Genomic DNA, 15452 nt, shown 5'->3' with positions numbered 1-15452 from the left:
CGGGCACCGGCCCGGAGGCGAGCCGAGCGCCGATGGGGGAGCCGCTAGCGGTCCACCACGCGGTCGAAGTGCGTGGTGGTGTGCCGGACCTGGAGGCCCAGTTCCTCGCCGATCGCCGGGGGCGCGGTCTCCCCGTCCAGGAACAGCAGCGAGACCTGCATGTGCGGCGGCTCGGCGAACCAGAGCTGCTTGCCCGCCCAGTGGAACGGCGACTTGGTCTTGTTGACGGTCGCCAGACCGGCCCGGGCGATGCCCTTGGCCCGCGCGCCCATGCTGGCCACGTACTTGGGGGCCTCCAGGCCGATGCCGTGCGCGGTGCCGCCGGCGACCACCAGGATGTGGCCGTCGGCGGGCGCCGGGTGCTGGCGGTAGCCGTAGCGGTCGCCCTTCTTCACCGGGGTGACGTCCAGCACCGTGGCCCGGACCTCCAGTGCGCCGTGGTCGCCCAGCCAGAGCCGGGTGCCGATCCGGGCCCGGAAGACGGTGTCCGGGTAGCGCTGGGTCAGCTGGTCCATGCCGGCCGCGCCCAGGTGGCTGACGAAGACGGTGTGCACCGGGATGCCGGCCGCCTTCGCGGTGTCCACCCAGTACATGACCTCCTCGACCGGGCTGGAGCCGTCCGGCCGGTCCATCGGCAGGTGCAGCGCGAGGCCCTCGAAGGAGACGCCGTCCAGCTCGGTGGCGACGGTGCGCAGGTCGGCGGCGCTCACGCCGTGCCGGCGCATGGTGGTCATGCACTCCAGCACCACCCGGGCGCCGTGCAGCGCGCGCAGCGCGTCCACGCCGGCCACCGTCCGGATCACCCGGGCGTGCGGCAGCGGGAGCGCCTCCTCGCCGACCCGGTAGGGGGTGAGCACCAGGAGCTCGCCGCCGTACCACTCGGCGGCGTCGGCCGCCTCGTACGCGGTGCCGACGGCCAGCACCCCGGTGCCGAGCAGCGTCGCCTCCTCGGCCAGCCGGTGGTTGCCCAGGCCGTAGCCGTTCCCCTTGGCGACCGGCACCAGGCCGGGGAACTCGGCGAGGACGGAGCGCTGGTGGGTGCGCCAGCGTTCGGTGTCGAGGTAGAGCGACAGCGTCATCGGGTCAGCCTCCTCAGCGGCGGGACATGTAGAGGTCGAGGGCCTTGTGCAGCAGCTTGTTCAGCGGGAAGTCCCACTCGCCGAGGTACTCGGCCGCCTGGCCACCGGTGCCGACCTTGAACTGGATCAGACCGAACAGGTGGTCGTTCTCGTCCAGGGTGTCACTGATGCCGCGCAGGTCGTACACGCCGCCGCCGAGGGCGTAGGCGTCGCGCATCATCCGCCACTGGATCGCGTTGGAGGGCTTGACCTCGCGCTTGTGGTTGGCCGAGGCGCCGTAGGAGTACCAGACGTGCTCGCCGACCACCAGCATCGTGGTCGAGGCCAGCGGCTCGCCCTCGTGGTAGGCGATGTAGAGCCGCATCCGGTTCGGGTCCTCGGCGTTGAGGGCGTTCCACATGCGCTGGAAGTAGGCCAGCGGGCGCGGGGTGAACTTGTCGCGCTCGGCGGTGACCAGGTAGAGCTGGTGGAAGATCGGCAGCTCGTCGTAGCCGCCCTGGACCACCTCGACGCCGCTCTTCTCGGCCTTCTTGATGTTGCGGCGCCAGAGCTGGTTGAAGCCCTTCTGGATGTCGTCCAGCGAGCGGTTGGCCAGCGGCACCTGGTACACGTAGCGCGGCTGGACGTCGCCGAAGCCCGCCCCGCCGTCCTCGCCCTGCAGCCAGCCGGCCTTGCGCAGCCGGTCGGCCACCTCGAAGGCGCGCGCCTCGTACCAGTCGGCCTCGACGTCGCGCAGCCGCTTGGCCTGCTTGGCGGCGATGGCCTCCTTGATGGTGGCGGCGTTCCAGCGGCGGATGACCACCGGCGGGCCCATCTTCACCGAGAAGGCGCCCTGCGACTTCAGGTGCGCCAGCATCGGGGAGAGCCAGCGGTCGAGGTCGCGGTCGAACCAGTCGATCACCGGGCCCTCGGGCAGGTAGGCGAGGTAGCGCTTGACCTTCGGCAGCTGGCGGTACAGGACCAGACCGGCGCCGACCAGCTGGTTGTGCTCGTCGAACCAGCCGATCGACTCGGAACGCCACTCGGCCTTCACGTCACCCCAGGCCGGCACCTGCATGTGGCTGGCCGAGGCGCGGCTCCTGATGAAGGCGAGGTGCTCCTCGCGGGTGATCGTCCTCAGGCGAAGGCTCATTGCTCGGTGCTCCTCGTCGGTCGGGCTGCGGTGGCCCCAGGTTCTCGGGCTGACCTTATCGTCCGGGGCCCGGGCGCCCGCCGCTGCGGGCACGACGGCGCCCCCGTCGGGTACCTGTCTTCCTGCAGATACGCGAGGGGGGCGCCGGGGGTTCCTGGAGGCGGGGTCCTCAGACCATGCCGCCGCGGGCGATGCCGAGGTAGAAACCGATCGCGGAGGCGCCGAGCGTGATCATCAGGACGAAGCGCTCGGCGGTGGTGACCGAGACGAACATGCCCCACAGCCCCGTGACGATCCCGGCCAGACCGGTCCACGAGGTCAGCACGTGCAGGTTGTAGAAGAACGAGGTGGTGAAGGCGATCGCGCCCAGCACGGCGGTCAGGGCCACCAGGGTGTTCTCGCGGGGGTGCGGGTGGCCATCGGTGTTCAGCGTGAGCGCGGGCATGCGGTGGACGGACTGGGCCATGAGTCCCACCTCCTGGCGTGGAGACGAACGGGCAGGAATCCCGTTCGTCCAGATTGCGGCGGTCCGGTCCGTCTCACAACCCCTGTGCGTTTTGTTCGGCCGTCCGGGTGCAGGTAGGCTGTGCCGTCTGCACTGGTGTAGTTGTGCCCCCTTGCGCCCTCTTTCGGGTGACACCCTCTTTCGGGTGGGCGGGGCCCGACTGTCCGACCCGGCCGCTACGGTGGGCCGGAGTCGTCACCGCACCGGTGCCGACGCTACGCACAACCCTCCTGCCACGGAGAGACCGTGGCCGCTGAGTCCAAAGGAGGTGGGTTACTCATGCGTCACTACGAGCTGATGGTCATCCTCGACCCCTCGGTCGAGGAGCGTGCTGTCTCCCCCCTGATCGAGTCCTTCCTCGCCGTCGTCCGCAACGCCGGTGGCAAGGTTGAGAAGGTCGACACCTGGGGTCGCCGCCGTCTGGCTTACGAGATCAACAAGCAGTCCGAGGGCATCTACTCGGTCATCGACCTGAAGGCCACGCCTGAGGTCGTCAAGGAGCTCGACCGCCAGCTGGGCCTGAGCGAGTCGGTTCTGCGGACCAAGGTCCTGCGCCCGGACACCCACTGAGCCACCTCTGAGGCCTTCGGGTCTCGGGTAGCTCGCGACCGTTGTTTCACGTGAAACAGCGGTGAACGGACATCTTCCCGAGAGGTCATCACCACCATGGCAGGCGAGACCGTCATCACCCTCGTCGGCAATCTCGTCGACGACCCCGAGCTGCGCTTCACCCCGTCGGGTGCGGCGGTCGCGAAGTTCCGCATCGCGTCCACCCCCCGCACCTTCGACCGTCAGACGAACGAGTGGAAGGACGGCGAGAGCCTCTTCCTCACGTGCAACGTCTGGCGTCAGCCGGCGGAGAACGTGGCCGAATCGCTGCAGCGCGGCATGCGCGTCATCGTGCAGGGCCGACTGCGCCAGCGGTCTTACGAGACCAAGGAAGGCGAGAAGCGGACGGTCTTCGAGGTCGAGGTCGACGAGGTCGGCCCGAGCCTGCGATCGGCGACCGCGAAGGTCACCCGGGCCAACCGGTCCGGCGGCCCCGGTGGCGGCTTCGGCGGCCAGCAGGGTGGCGGCCAGGGCGGTTGGGGCGGCGGTGGCGGCCAGCAGGGCGGCGGCTGGGGTGGAAACTCCGGCGGCGGCCAGTCCGGCCCCTCCGACGACCCGTGGGCGTCCAGCGCCCCGCCGTCCGGTGGCAACCAGGGTGGCGGCGGCTGGGGCGGTGCCCCGTCCGGCGGCGGCTACTCGGAAGAGCCCCCGTTCTAAGAGCTGACAGATTTCGTGCGGCCCGACCGACGGCGTCCCCGGACGCCGGTCGGGTCGTGAACCCCAAATGGAGCACACCATGGCGAAGCCGCCTGCTCGCAAGCCCAAGAAGAAGGTTTGCGTCTTCTGCAAGGACAAGGTCAACTACGTTGACTACAAGGACACGAACCTGCTGCGGAAGTACATCTCCGACCGCGGCAAGATCCGTGCCCGCCGGGTCACCGGCAACTGCACCCAGCACCAGCGTGACGTCGCCACGGCCGTGAAGAACAGCCGTGAGATGGCGCTGCTGCCCTACACCAGCACCGCGCGCTAAGAGAGGGTGACCGAGTAATGAAGATCATCCTCACGCACGAGGTGCCGGGTCTCGGCTCCGCCGGCGAGGTCGTCGAGGTCAAGGACGGCTACGCCCGTAACTACCTGGTCCCGCGTGGCTACGCCATCCGCTGGACCAAGGGTGGTCAGAAGGACGTCGACGCCATCCGTCGCGCCCGCAAGATCCACGAGATCCAGACCCTCGAGGCCGCCAACGAGGTCAAGGGCAAGCTCGAGGGCGTCCAGGTCAAGCTGGCCGTTCGCTCGGGTGACGCCGGCCGCCTGTTCGGTTCGGTGACCCAGTCCGACGTCGTCGAGGCCATCAAGGCCGCCGGTGGCCCGGCTGTGGACAAGCGCGCCGTCGCGATCGCCTCGCCGATCAAGACCGTGGGCACCCACAAGGTCTCGGTCAAGCTGCACTCGGACGTCGTGGCCAACCTCGACGTCGCCGTCGTGGCTGCCTGAGTTCCGTAGCAGTGGCCTGAGGGCCGGACTCCGCGAGGAGTCCGGCCCTCGGTCGTTCCCGGGGCCCAGGATCGTCGGAAAGGCCCTCAGCTCCGGACGGCCCCGGTGACCAGCCAGCGGCCGCCGCGGGCGCGGGCGACCAGGAAGACGGCGCGGACCAGCATGAACAGGTTCATCGCCCACCACAGCCCGGCCAGCCCGGTGCCGGTGGCCGGCACCGCGACGGCCACCGGGGCGAACACCGCCAGGGTCGCGAGCGCCGCCCGGGCGAGGTACGGGCCGTCCCCGGCGCCCATCAGCACGCCGTCCAGCACGAAGACCAGGCCGGCCACCGGCTGGCTGAGCGCGAGCAGCAGCAGGGCGGTGTGCAGCTGCCCCTGGACCACCGGGTCGGGCGTGAACAGCGGGACGTACAGCGGGCGGGCGAGTACCACCAGCAGGCCCAGCACCACCCCGGAGCCCAGGCCCCACTCGACCATCCGCCGGGTGGCCGCCCGGGCGCCCGGGGCGTCCGAGGCGCCCAGGTAGCGGCCGATGATCGCCTGCCCGGCGATCGCGATGGCGTCCAGCGCGAAGGCCAGGAAGCTGAACAGCGTCATGGTGATCTGGTGCGCGGCCACCTGGTCGTCGCCGAGCCGGGCGGCCACCGCGGTGGCGATCATCAGCACCGCGCGCAGGCTGACCGTCCGGACCAGCAGCGGGCCGCCCGCCCTGGCACCGGCCCGGATGCCCGCCGGGTCCGGCCGCAGCGAGGCCCGCTCCCGGCGGGCGCCGCGGACCACCACGACCAGGTAGACGGCGGCCATCCCGGTCTGCGCCAGCACGGTGCCCCAGGCCGAGCCGGCCACCCCGAGCCCGGCGCCGTAAACCAGCCCGGCGTTCAGGCCGATGTTGGCGGTGAAGCCCGCGACGGCAACCACCAGCGGCGTGCGGGTGTCCTGGAGGCCGCGCAGCACGCCGGTGGCGGCCAGCACCAGGAGCATCGCCGGGATGCCCAGGGAGCTGATCCGCAGGTACGTCACGGCGTACGGCGCCGCGGTCGGCGAGGCGCCCAGCACCCCGGCGGCCCAGGGCGCCAGCAGCAGGGTGAGCAGGACCGCCGGGACGGCCAGGCCGAGGGCGAGCCAGAGCCCGTCGACGCCCTGCTGGACGGCACCCCGGCGGTCCCCGGCGCCGATCCGGCGGGCCACCGCGGCGGTGGTGGCGTAGGCGAGGAAGACGAACACCCCGGTCGCGGTGGTGAGGGCGGCGGAGGCGACGCCGACCCCGGCGAGCTGCGGAGTGCCGAGATGGCCGACGATCGCGGAGTCGGCCATCAGGAACAGCGGCTCGGCGACCAGTGCGCCGAAGGCGGGCACCGCCAGGGCGAGGATCTCGCGGTCGTGGCTGCGTCTGGAGGGCTCGGAGGGGGCGGCACGCATGCGGTCCAGGGTACTCATCCACAGGTAACAGGCCAACAGGCAATTCAGTCATTACTCGGCAGTGGGGTGTGCGCGCTCCGCCCGGTCGGCGCCCACAGCCGTCCGGGTGTGTGTGAAGAATTTCTCATGCACAGGCCTGGGAAGGGGTAATCGCAGGTCAGAACATTGACGGTGGATCGATCGTCTGGTTATCCACAGGAGCTTCCACAGGGGTGTCCACAGCTTTGCGGCAGTTCTCCACAGCCAGGGGCCGGTCGTCCACACCCCCTGTGGATAACCGCCTTGGCGCGAGGGCGTCCGGCGCCTTAGCGTGGGCTCTCCACCCGACACTCCCACCGGCCCGGCGTCCGATTTGTCGGTGCCGTGGCGTACAACAGGAGCGGCTCCGCTCCACCCAGCCACCGGCAAGGCCCGCTCCAACTTCGCACCACTCGCTGATCGGGGAACACGCGTGACCGGCCCCCAGTACGACGACCACGACGCCCCGCCGCCGGAGGAGGACTGGCAGACCGCCGAGGACCCCTTCCCGGTGGGCGCCTTCGACGACGCCCCCTTCCCGGACGGGCCCGGCGACCGGCTCCCGGTCTCCCGCAACCGCGGCAACGGTCAGGGCGGCGGCCAGGGGGGCGGCAAGGGCGAGGGCTTCCGCAAGGGCGCCGGGTTCAGCCACAGCGGCAAGAAGGGCGACCGCCGGGACGACCGCGACCGCCGGGACGACGAGGGCCAGGGCGGCGTCGACGGCTTCGAGCGCGTCCCCCCGCAGGACCTCGCGGCCGAGCAGTCGGTGCTGGGCGGCATGCTGCTGTCCAAGGACGCCATCGCCGACGTGGTCGAGGTGCTCAAGCCGGCCGACTACTACCGGCCCGCGCACGAGATGATCCACGGCGCGATCCTCGACCTGTACGCCCGCGGCGAGCCGGCCGACCCGATCACCGTGGCCGGCGAGCTCACCAAGCGCGGCGAGCTGCAGCGCGTCGGCGGCGCCTCCTACCTGCACACCCTGGTCAACTCCGTCCCGACCGCGGCCAACGCCGAGTACTACGCCCAGATCGTCCACGAGCGCGCCGTGCTGCGCCGGCTGGTCGAGGCCGGCACCCGGATCGCCGGCATGGGCTACGCGGCCGAGGGCGACGTGGACGAGATCGTCAACGCCGCCCAGGCGGAGATCTACGCCGTCACCGAGCAGCGCACCAACGAGGACTACGCACCGCTGGCCGACATCATGGAGGGCGCCCTCGACGAGATCGAGGCGATCGGCTCCCGCAACGGCCAGATGTCCGGCGTGCCGACCGGCTTCGCCGACTTCGACCAGCTCACCAACGGCCTGCACCCCGGTCAGATGATCGTCATCGCGGCCCGTCCCGCCATGGGCAAGTCCACCCTGGCGCTGGACTTCGCCCGGGCCTGTTCGATCCACCACAAGCTGCCGAGCGTGATCTTCTCGCTCGAAATGGGCCGCAACGAGATCGCCATGCGCCTGCTCTCCGCCGAGGCCCGGGTCGCGCTGCACCACATGCGCTCCGGCAACATGACGGACGACGACTGGACCAGGGTCGCCCGCCGGATGCCCGACGTCAGCGAGGCGCCGCTGTTCATCGACGACTCGCCGAACCTGTCGATGATGGAGATCCGCGCCAAGTGCCGTCGGCTCAAGCAGCGCAACGACATCAAGCTGATCGTCATCGACTACCTCCAGCTGATGCAGTCCGGCGGCTCCCGCCGGGCCGAGAACCGCCAGCAGGAGGTCTCGGACATGTCCCGTAACCTCAAGCTGCTGGCCAAGGAGCTGGAAGTACCGGTCATCGCGCTGTCCCAGCTGAACCGTGGTCCCGAACAGCGCACCGACAAGCGGCCGATGGTCTCCGACCTGCGGGAGTCCGGCTCGATCGAACAGGACGCCGACATGGTCATCCTGCTGCACCGCGAGGACGCGTACGAGAAGGAGTCCCCGCGCGCGGGCGAGGCCGACCTGATCGTCGCCAAGCACCGCAACGGTCCGACCGCCACCATCACGGTCGCCTTCCAGGGCCACTACTCGCGCTTCGTCGACATGACCAGGGACTGACCGGGCCGATGGCGCTCCCCCTCGGGCGGGGTGGGCGCCGTCAGACCGTGACGGTGGCGCGGAAGAGCGTGCTGCCGGTGCCGGAGAGGCGGGTCGGGGTGCCGGTGGCCGGGAGGAAGGCGGACTGGCCGCGGGCGAGGTCGAGCACGGCGCCGTCGGCGGCGGTGAGGCGCACGGTGCCCCCGGTGCAGAGCAGGATCTGCGGGGTGCGGCCGTCGATCTCGCGCTCGACGCCGTCCAGTTCGAAGCGGGAGAGCCGGAACTCGTCGATCGGGACGGGGTAGAGCTGCTCGCCGGGGGTGGCCCCGACCGGGACGGGGTGCACCACCTCGGGGGCGCCGGGCTCGAAGAGCACGACCTTCAGCAGCTCCGGCACGTCGATGTGCTTGGGGGTGAGGCCGGCCCGCAGCACGTTGTCCGAGTTGGCCTGCAGCTCCACGCAGACGCCGGACAGGTAGGCGTGCGGCACTCCGGCGCCCAGGTAGAGCGCCTCGCCGGCCCGCAGCCGGAAGTGGTTGAGCAGCATGCCGGCGATCACGCCGCGGTCGTCCGGGAAGTCCTCGGCGATCCGGGCGTACGGGGCGTGCTCGCCGTCCGGGTCCGACTCGGCCAGCGCCGCGACGGTCTTCCGGACGGTCCGCTCGGCGGTCGCGTCGTCCATGGTGAGCAGGGCGGCCAGGGCGCCGCGCAGCGCCTCGGCCTCCGCCCCGGCGTCGCCGCCGGCCCCGACCGACAGCAGCTTGATCAGCGGCTCCAGCTCGGGCACCGCGAGGGCGGCCATCAGCGCGGCCGCCTCGGCGGGCCGGCGGAAGCCGCACAGACCCTCGAACTCGCCCAGCGCGCAGACCATTTCGGGCTTGTGGTTGTCGTCGCGGTAGCTGCGCTCGGGGGCGTCCAGCGGGATGCCGAGGCCGTTCTCGGCGGCGAAGCCGGCCCGGGCCTGCTCCAGCGTGGGGTGGGCCTGGATGGACAGCGGGATGCCCGCGGTGAGCACCTTGAAGAGGAACGGCAGGGTCGGACCGAACCGGGCCACGCTCGCGGCGCCGAGCTCGCCCTCGGGGTCGGCCGCGATCAGCTCGTCCAGCCGTCGCGGGCCTTCGCCGCGGTCGGCGCGGGACGGGTCGCCGGGGTGGGCGCCCATCCACAGCTCGGCCTGCGGTTCGCCGGTCGGCTCCTGCCCCAGCAGCTCGGGCAGGGCCGTGAGCGACCCCCAGGCGTACGGGCGGACGGTGTTGACGAGCCTGTCCATGCGCGCGGTCCTACTCCTTCGCTGACGGGGCCGGTGTGCCGGATCGCCGGGGCGGGCCCGGCGGTGCGGGCGGGTCCGGGCACGGGCAAGGGCATCGACCCTAGCTGACCTGGGTCGCCCGCGGGGAAACGGTGGCCATCCGGTGGGAGTGCCGTGGTCCGACCGGCGGTTCCCGGGCGCGGTAGTAGGATGCCAGGACGCAGTGGTCTCCGCCCCCCGCAGCATTTCCCCACCGTGGTCATCCCGTCGGCGGGCTGCCGGTGGGGCCGCGTTCCAGAGTGTGGGCGACGGTGTTCTGGCACTCCCCGCCATCGGCCGAGAGGTTTGTACGTGACCGTGAACCAGCAGAGTTTTGCTGATCTCGGCAAGGTCCTGGTGATCATCCCGACCTACAACGAGGCGGAGAACGTCCAGCGGATCGTCGGCCGGGTCCGGGCCTCGGTGCCCGAGGCCCACGTGCTGGTCGCCGACGACAACAGCCCCGACGGCACCGGCGAGCTGGCCGACAAGCTGGCCGCCGAGGACGGCAACGTCCACGTCATGCACCGCAAGGGCAAGGAGGGCCTGGGCGCCGCCTACCTCGCGGGCTTCCGCTGGGGCATCGACAACGGCTACGACGTCCTGGTCGAGATGGACGCGGACGGCTCGCACCAGCCCGAGGAACTGGACCGGCTGCTGAACGCGCTGCGCGGCGCCGACCTGGTGCTCGGCTCGCGCTGGGTGCCGGGCGGCCGGGTGGTGAACTGGCCGAAGTCGCGGCTGCTGCTCTCCCGCGGCGGCTCGACGTACTCGCGGCTGATGCTGGGCGTGCCGATCCGGGACGTCACCGGCGGCTACCGGGCCTTCCGCAAGGAGACCCTGCTGGGCCTGGGCATGGACGAGGTGGCCTCGGCCGGGTACTGCTTCCAGGTCGACCTCGCCTGGCGCACGGTGAAGGCGGGCTTCAAGGTCGCCGAGGTGCCGATCACCTTCGTCGAGCGCGAGCTCGGCGCCTCCAAGATGAGCCGCAACATCGTGGTCGAGGCGCTCTGGCGGGTGACCTCCTGGGGCATCGCCGACCGGGTGGCCCGCGTGCGCGGTGGCGCCGCGAAGCGCTGAGTTCCGAGTTCTCGTGACGAGGGCCCGTCTGCCGGGAATGGCGGGCGGGCCTTCGGCGTATCCGGGCCGGTCGGTCGGCGGCCGGGTCGGGCCGGTCAGCAGCCGCCCTTGAGGGCGCTCTCCGGCAGGTAGCGGTCGGCCCAGCGGGCCAGTTCGGTGAGGGCCGGCTTCAGGGCGACGCCGCCCTCGGTGAGCCGGTAGCTGACCCGCAGCGGGGGGCCGGGGTCGACCTCGCGGACCACCAGTCCGGCCTCGGTCAGCTCGGTCAGCCGGTCGGAGAGCATCCGCTCGCTGATGCCCGGGACGGCGCGGCGCAGCTCGGAGAAGTAGGCCGGACCGCCGTTGTTGAGCACGCCCAGCAGCATGCCGGTCCAGCGCTTGCCGAGCAGGGTGAAGACCCGGTTGAGAGCCAGGTCGACGTTGACGCAGGCGCCGTGGCCGGGGTCGGTGGTGCACGCGTCGACGGCGGTGGGGGCTGCGTCGGTGACTGCTTCGTGCTCGGCCATGCATCCAGCGTACTCGACACTAGTGACTGAAGAAAAGTAAGCTGCTACGGTAGTTTCAGCTGCGGCGGAAAGAGCAGCTGCTTATTTCTCTGGAGGTCCTCCATGCCCACGCTCCTGCACATCGACTCCTCGGCGCTCGCCGACGGTTCCGTCTCCCGCGAGGTCACGGCCGCCTTCCTGGCCGCCTGGCAGGCCGAGCACCCCGACGGCACGGTGATCCGCCGGGACCTCGCCGCCGAGCCGGTCCCGCACCTGGACGCCCACGGCATCGCCGCCGGCTTCACCCCGGCCGAGGCCCGCACCGCCGAGCAGAGCGACGCCTTCGCGCTGCGCGAGCAGCTGATGGTCGAGCTGGAGTCCGCCGACGCCGTGCTGATCGGCACCCCGATGTACAACTTCACGATCCCGTCGACCCTCAAGGCCTGGCTCGACCACGTGATCCTGATGGGCCGCACCGCCGGCGAGGAGCCCTCCGCCAAGGGCACCCCGGTCACCGTGGTCGCCTCCCGCGGTGGCTCGTACGCGCCCGGCGCCCCGCGCGAGCCGTACGAGTTCGTCACCACCTACCTGGAGAAGGTGCTGACCGGAATGCTCGGGCTGGAGGTCGACTTCATCGTGCCGGAGTTCACCCTCGCGGCGAGCGTCCCGGCGATGGCCGACTTCATCCCGGCGGCCGCCGAGTCCAAGGCCCAGGCCCTGGAGCAGGCCGTTCGGCGGGCCAAGGAGCTCGCGGGCCGCGCCGCGGTGTGACGTGCGTCCGAAGGCGCGCCCGCCGGGCGCGCCTTCCGCACGATCGGCCGCCGGCACTTCCATGCTGTAGGGCGCAGGAAGTCCGACCGCCGACCAGAGGGAGCATCCCGTGACGTCGTCCCCGCCCGAGGAGAACGCCGGCGCGGAAGGGGTGGACGCCGAGCCCGTCGCGGCCGCCGCCGACGACACGGACGACGCGGAGCGGACCGAGCAGACGGCCCGGCCGCTCGAGGTCGCCGTCTTCACCGGGCCCGAGTCGGCCTTCTTCACCACCTCCACGCTGATCCTCGGGGAGCGGACCGCGATCCTGGTGGACGCCCAGCTCACCCGCAGCGCCGGGCGCGAACTGGCCGAGTGGGTCGCGGGCAAGGGCCGCCGGCTGCTCGCCATCGTGGTCACCCACCAGCACCCCGACCACTACTTCGGCGCCGAGGAGGTGCTGAAGCTCTTCCCGGACGCCCAGCTGTTGGCCGCACCGGCGGTGGTCGAGGGCATCCGGCGCACCGTCGCGGCCAAGGTCGCCCAGTGGAAGCCGGTCTACGGCGACGACATCCCGGACCACCCGCTGATCCCCTCCCCGCTGCTGCCGCAGCCGCTGATGCTCGACCGCCAGGTCATCCCGGTGCTGCTGCTCGGCCAGGCCGACTGCGGGGAGTCCACGGTCGTCCACGTGCCCAGCATCCGGACCGTGATCGCCGGGGACTTCGCCGGCAACGGCACCCACCTGTGGACCGCCGACACCACCCCGGCCCAGCGCACCACCTGGGGCCACAACCTCGGCCAGATCGCCGACCTCGGCGTCGACCGGGTCATCGCCGGGCACCGCGCCCCCGAACAGGGCGACGACGCCGCCCGGGTGCTCGCCTTCACCGGGGAGTACCTGCGGGACTTCGACCGGCTGCTCGCCGAGCACCCGGACGACCCGGAGGCACTGATCACGGCGATGAACGAGCGGTACGGGGAACTGACCCTGCCGTCCTTCCTGCACCTGGGCGCGGCCGCGAACACCGCCCGGGCCGCCTCCGCGGAGCCCGGAGCGGACCGGGAGGGCGGAGAGGACGGCGCCGCCGGGTAGGGCGGGATACTGGCCTCATGGCGACGCCGTACGACGTGATCGTTCCGGCGGGCGGCGCGGCCCGGAGGCTCGGCGGGGCCGACAAACCCGGCCTGACCGTGGGGGAGACCACCCTGCTGGACCGGGTGCTCGCCGCGTGCGCGGGCGCCCGGACCACCGTCGTGGTCGGCCCGGCGCGGCCGACCGTGCGCGAGGGCGTCCGCTGGACCAGGGAGCGGCCGCCCGGCGGCGGGCCGGTCGCCGCCGTCGCGGCGGGACTCGAGCTGGTCACCGCGGACACCGTGCTGCTGCTCGCCGCCGACCTGCCCTTCCTCGACCGGCGGACGGTGGAGCGGCTGGCGTCCGCCCTCGACGAGACCGGGGCCCACGCGGACGCCGCCGTACTGGTCGACGCCGGCGGGCGCGACCAGCCGCTCACCGCCGCCTACCGCACCACCGCGTTGCGCGCCGCGCTGGCCGCGCTCGGCGACCCGGCCGGGCAGCCGCTGCGCCGTCTCGTCGGCGGGCTGAACCGGCTGCGGGTGGCCGACACGGACAACGTCGCGTACGACTGCGACACCTGGGAGGACCTGGAGCAGGCGAGGGAGCGGGAGCGGCCCTGAGCGCCGGTCGGAGGTGACGGGTGCGCGGTCGCTCGGGGTGGGGGCGCGGGAGATCGCGGCCGTCGTGGGTGGGGCCGGGTGCGCCCGGCGGTTCCGGCGCGCTCGGCGGTCCGGGCCGGGCGGCGGAGGGTGCCGGTGACCAGGCGTCGGGGCGGGAATCTCACCGGGCCCGCCCCCGGGCCGTGAGGGAGACGACGCGCGCCGCACACGGGGTGAACACTCCGGGGAAACCGCTGATCGGGCAGCATGGGCGCATGGAGCGCACGCTGGAAGACTGGATCGCCGAGGTCAAGGCCGACCTGGGCATCGACCTGGACGTGGACGTCCGGGGACTGCTCGACATGGCCCGGGTGGTCGCGCACGGAGTGGCCCGGCCGGCCGCGCCGCTGACGGCCTTCCTGATCGGCTACGCGGCCGCCCAGCAGGGCGGCGGGGCGGAGGCCGTCGCCGAGGCGGCCCGGCGGACCACGGCGCTCGCCGAGGGGTGGAAGCCGGTCGACGGCCCGGAGGGGCCGTGAGCGCGGTCGGACAGACCAGCGCGGCCGCCTCGTCCACCGGTCCCGGCGTGCTGAGCTGGTCGCGCGCCCGGGAGACCGCGCGCGGCGCCGGCCTGCGCCCGCTGCCGGTGGTCGGGCTGCCGCTGGCCGAGGCGCTCGGGCACGTCCTCGCCGAACCGCTCGGCGCGCTGACCGACCTGCCCGCCTTCGACACCTCCGCGATGGACGGCTGGGCGGTGGCCGGGCCCGGGCCGTGGCGGGTCGCCGGGCGGCTGCTGGCCGGTCGCACCGAGGTGCCGCCATTGGCCGACGGCAGCGCCGTCGAGATCGCCACCGGCGCCCAACTGCCGCCCGGCGCCACCGCCGTACTGCGCCGCGAGCACGGCCGGGCGGAGGGCACGCTGCTGCGCGACCGCGGTCCGCAGCAGCTGACCACCGGCCAGGACGTCCGCCCGCGCGGCCAGGAGTGCCGCCGCGGCGAGGAGTTGCTGCCCGCCGGGACGGTGGTCGGGCCGGCGGTGCTCGGCCTGGCCGCCGCCTGCGGTCACGACCGGCTCGCCGTGCGCCGCCGTCCGGTGGTCCAACTGCTGGTGCTGGGCGACGAGTTGCTCGACCGCGGGATCCCCGGCCCGGGGCTGGTGCGGGACGCGCTCGGCCCGCTGCTGCCGCCCTGGCTGCGGGCGGTCGGCGCCGAGGTGGCCGAAGTCCGGTGCGTCCGGGACGACTTCGGGCTGCTGCGGGACGCCCTGCGGCACTCGACCGCCGACGTCGTGATCACCACCGGAGGCACGGCCGCCGGCCCGGTGGACTTCCTGCACCGGGCGCTCGCCGAGGTCGGCGCCAGACTGCTGGTCGACGGCGTGGCCGTCCGGCCCGGCCACCCCATGCTGCTGGCCGAACTCCCCGGCGGGCGCCACCTGGTGGGCCTGCCGGGCAACCCGCTGGCCGCCGCCGCCGGGATGGTCACGCTCGCCCTGCCGCTGCTGCACGCCCGCGGCGGGCGGGCCGCCGTCGGCCCCGCGCTCGCCCCGGCGGCCGTCGTGTTGCCCGGACATCCGGTGGACACCCGGCTGCAGCCGGTGCGGCGCACCGCCGAGGGCGTCGTGCCGCTCGCCTTCGACGGGCCCGCGATGCTGCGCGGCCTCGCCCGGGCCGAGGCGCTGGCCGTGATCCCGCCCGGCGGCGCGGCAGCGGGGGAGGCCGTCGAGCTGGTGGAGGCGCCGTGAGCGCGCGCCGGGGGCACCCCCGGCCGAAGGCCGGGCACGGTCCGCGGGAGTGCGAGGACCTGGTGGTCGCGGTGGTGCGCGGCCGGCGGGTGCCCGACTACGACGAACCGGAGGCGGCCGTGCTGCGGCTCACCGACCGGGTGATCGTCAGCAAGTCCACCGACCGGGGCGAGGCCTGACTCACGAACTGCCGTGAGGCGC

Annotated in this window: 16 protein-coding genes and 2 pseudogenes; 12 read left to right on the top strand and 6 right to left on the bottom strand. The window is 72.9% G+C overall.

The window, feature by feature from the left end:
* Positions 1-44: 44 nt before the first annotated feature.
* The 3 genes from ACWCYO_RS00460 to ACWCYO_RS00450 form a co-directional block, all read right to left on the bottom strand.
* On the bottom strand, positions 45-1079 hold the full coding sequence (locus tag ACWCYO_RS00460) for an alanine racemase (protein ID WP_270145718.1): 1035 nt from the start codon (positions 1077-1079) through the stop codon (positions 45-47).
* A 13-nt stretch (positions 1080-1092) separates the two neighbouring features.
* Positions 1093-2211 carry a lipid II:glycine glycyltransferase FemX gene (locus ACWCYO_RS00455; protein ID WP_270145719.1) on the bottom strand — a complete coding sequence of 373 codons (1119 nt, stop codon included), beginning with the start codon at positions 2209-2211 and terminating at the stop codon, positions 1093-1095.
* A gap of 169 nt (positions 2212-2380) precedes the next feature.
* Entirely contained in the window at positions 2381-2677 is a 297-nt protein-coding gene (locus ACWCYO_RS00450; RefSeq protein ID WP_270145720.1) for a hypothetical protein, read from the bottom strand.
* Between the two features lie 318 nt (positions 2678-2995).
* On the opposite strand from ACWCYO_RS00450, the gene rpsF reads away from it, so the two are divergent.
* From rpsF to rplI, 4 genes are all read left to right on the top strand, one after another.
* Positions 2996-3286: a 30S ribosomal protein S6 gene (gene rpsF / locus ACWCYO_RS00445; RefSeq protein WP_188298654.1), complete on the top strand. Its 291-nt coding sequence runs from the start codon at positions 2996-2998 to the stop codon at positions 3284-3286.
* Positions 3287-3382: 96 nt separating this feature from the next.
* Positions 3383-3982 carry a single-stranded DNA-binding protein gene (locus ACWCYO_RS00440; RefSeq protein ID WP_449782900.1) on the top strand — a complete coding sequence of 200 codons (600 nt, stop codon included), beginning with the start codon at positions 3383-3385 and terminating at the stop codon, positions 3980-3982.
* Positions 3983-4061: 79 nt separating this feature from the next.
* Complete coding sequence (gene rpsR, locus ACWCYO_RS00435) at positions 4062-4298, top strand: 30S ribosomal protein S18 (protein WP_030059640.1); 237 nt, start codon at positions 4062-4064, stop codon at positions 4296-4298.
* 17 nt (positions 4299-4315) lie between these two features.
* The gene (rplI, locus tag ACWCYO_RS00430; protein ID WP_270145722.1) at positions 4316-4762 is read left to right on the top strand and encodes a 50S ribosomal protein L9; all 447 of its coding nucleotides are present in this window, start codon (positions 4316-4318) and stop codon (positions 4760-4762) included.
* An 86-nt stretch (positions 4763-4848) separates the two neighbouring features.
* On the opposite strand, the gene ACWCYO_RS00425 is transcribed toward rplI, so the two are convergent.
* Positions 4849-6183 (bottom strand): MATE family efflux transporter, encoded by a 1335-nt coding sequence (locus tag ACWCYO_RS00425; protein WP_449782899.1) that lies wholly within the window; start codon positions 6181-6183, stop codon positions 4849-4851.
* 529 nt (positions 6184-6712) lie between these two features.
* On the opposite strand from ACWCYO_RS00425, the gene dnaB reads away from it, so the two are divergent.
* Entirely contained in the window at positions 6713-8248 is a 1536-nt protein-coding gene (gene dnaB / locus ACWCYO_RS00420; RefSeq protein ID WP_270151116.1) for a replicative DNA helicase, read from the top strand.
* A 40-nt stretch (positions 8249-8288) separates the two neighbouring features.
* On the opposite strand, the gene manA is transcribed toward dnaB, so the two are convergent.
* Positions 8289-9497, bottom strand: coding sequence for a mannose-6-phosphate isomerase, class I (manA, locus tag ACWCYO_RS00415; protein ID WP_270145724.1), 1209 nt, complete (start codon positions 9495-9497; stop codon positions 8289-8291).
* A gap of 330 nt (positions 9498-9827) precedes the next feature.
* Between manA and ACWCYO_RS00410 the strand changes: the two genes are divergently transcribed.
* Complete coding sequence (locus tag ACWCYO_RS00410; protein WP_270145725.1) at positions 9828-10595, top strand: polyprenol monophosphomannose synthase; 768 nt, start codon at positions 9828-9830, stop codon at positions 10593-10595.
* Between the two features lie 95 nt (positions 10596-10690).
* On the opposite strand, the gene ACWCYO_RS00405 is transcribed toward ACWCYO_RS00410, so the two are convergent.
* The gene (locus ACWCYO_RS00405; RefSeq protein ID WP_270145726.1) at positions 10691-11101 is read right to left on the bottom strand and encodes a winged helix-turn-helix transcriptional regulator; all 411 of its coding nucleotides are present in this window, start codon (positions 11099-11101) and stop codon (positions 10691-10693) included.
* Positions 11102-11203: 102 nt separating this feature from the next.
* On the opposite strand from ACWCYO_RS00405, the gene ACWCYO_RS00400 reads away from it, so the two are divergent.
* From ACWCYO_RS00400 to ACWCYO_RS00375, 6 genes and pseudogenes are all read left to right on the top strand, one after another.
* Entirely contained in the window at positions 11204-11851 is a 648-nt protein-coding gene (locus ACWCYO_RS00400; protein ID WP_449782898.1) for an FMN-dependent NADH-azoreductase, read from the top strand.
* Between the two features lie 109 nt (positions 11852-11960).
* Positions 11961-12926: an MBL fold metallo-hydrolase gene (locus tag ACWCYO_RS00395; protein ID WP_449782897.1), complete on the top strand. Its 966-nt coding sequence runs from the start codon at positions 11961-11963 to the stop codon at positions 12924-12926.
* A 17-nt stretch (positions 12927-12943) separates the two neighbouring features.
* Positions 12944-13522 (top strand): annotated as a pseudogene (gene mobA / locus ACWCYO_RS00390) (molybdenum cofactor guanylyltransferase); the annotation flags it as partial.
* A 242-nt stretch (positions 13523-13764) separates the two neighbouring features.
* A pseudogene (locus ACWCYO_RS00385) lies at positions 13765-14046 on the top strand (DUF6457 domain-containing protein); the annotation flags it as partial.
* Entirely contained in the window at positions 14043-15251 is a 1209-nt protein-coding gene (locus tag ACWCYO_RS00380; protein ID WP_449782896.1) for a molybdopterin molybdotransferase MoeA, read from the top strand. The pseudogene ACWCYO_RS00385 and the gene ACWCYO_RS00380, both read left to right, overlap by 4 nt.
* Complete coding sequence (locus ACWCYO_RS00375; RefSeq protein ID WP_449782895.1) at positions 15248-15430, top strand: hypothetical protein; 183 nt, start codon at positions 15248-15250, stop codon at positions 15428-15430. The genes ACWCYO_RS00380 and ACWCYO_RS00375 overlap by 4 nt, the downstream gene beginning before the upstream one ends.
* Positions 15431-15452: the final 22 nt, after the last annotated feature.

It is taken from the genome of Kitasatospora sp. NPDC001683, assembly GCF_053596495.1.
The sequence above is the reverse complement of the archived record's forward strand: the minus strand, read 5'-3'. Positions and strand labels throughout refer to the sequence as shown.

Bases quoted from the DNA above. Each gene is read 5' to 3' on its own strand.
- ACWCYO_RS00460 (WP_270145718.1), bottom strand. From the start codon at position 1,079: ATGACGCTGTCGCTCTACCTCGACACCGAACGCTGGCGCACCCACCAG.
- ACWCYO_RS00455 (WP_270145719.1), bottom strand. From the start codon at position 2,211: ATGAGCCTTCGCCTGAGGACGATCACCCGCGAGGAGCACCTCGCCTTC.
- ACWCYO_RS00450 (WP_270145720.1), bottom strand. From the start codon at position 2,677: ATGGCCCAGTCCGTCCACCGCATGCCCGCGCTCACGCTGAACACCGAT.
- rpsF (WP_188298654.1), top strand. From the start codon at position 2,996: ATGCGTCACTACGAGCTGATGGTCATCCTCGACCCCTCGGTCGAGGAG.
- ACWCYO_RS00440 (WP_449782900.1), top strand. From the start codon at position 3,383: ATGGCAGGCGAGACCGTCATCACCCTCGTCGGCAATCTCGTCGACGAC.
- rpsR (WP_030059640.1), top strand. From the start codon at position 4,062: ATGGCGAAGCCGCCTGCTCGCAAGCCCAAGAAGAAGGTTTGCGTCTTC.
- rplI (WP_270145722.1), top strand. From the start codon at position 4,316: ATGAAGATCATCCTCACGCACGAGGTGCCGGGTCTCGGCTCCGCCGGC.
- ACWCYO_RS00425 (WP_449782899.1), bottom strand. From the start codon at position 6,183: ATGCGTGCCGCCCCCTCCGAGCCCTCCAGACGCAGCCACGACCGCGAG.
- manA (WP_270145724.1), bottom strand. From the start codon at position 9,497: ATGGACAGGCTCGTCAACACCGTCCGCCCGTACGCCTGGGGGTCGCTC.
- ACWCYO_RS00405 (WP_270145726.1), bottom strand. From the start codon at position 11,101: ATGGCCGAGCACGAAGCAGTCACCGACGCAGCCCCCACCGCCGTCGAC.
- ACWCYO_RS00400 (WP_449782898.1), top strand. From the start codon at position 11,204: ATGCCCACGCTCCTGCACATCGACTCCTCGGCGCTCGCCGACGGTTCC.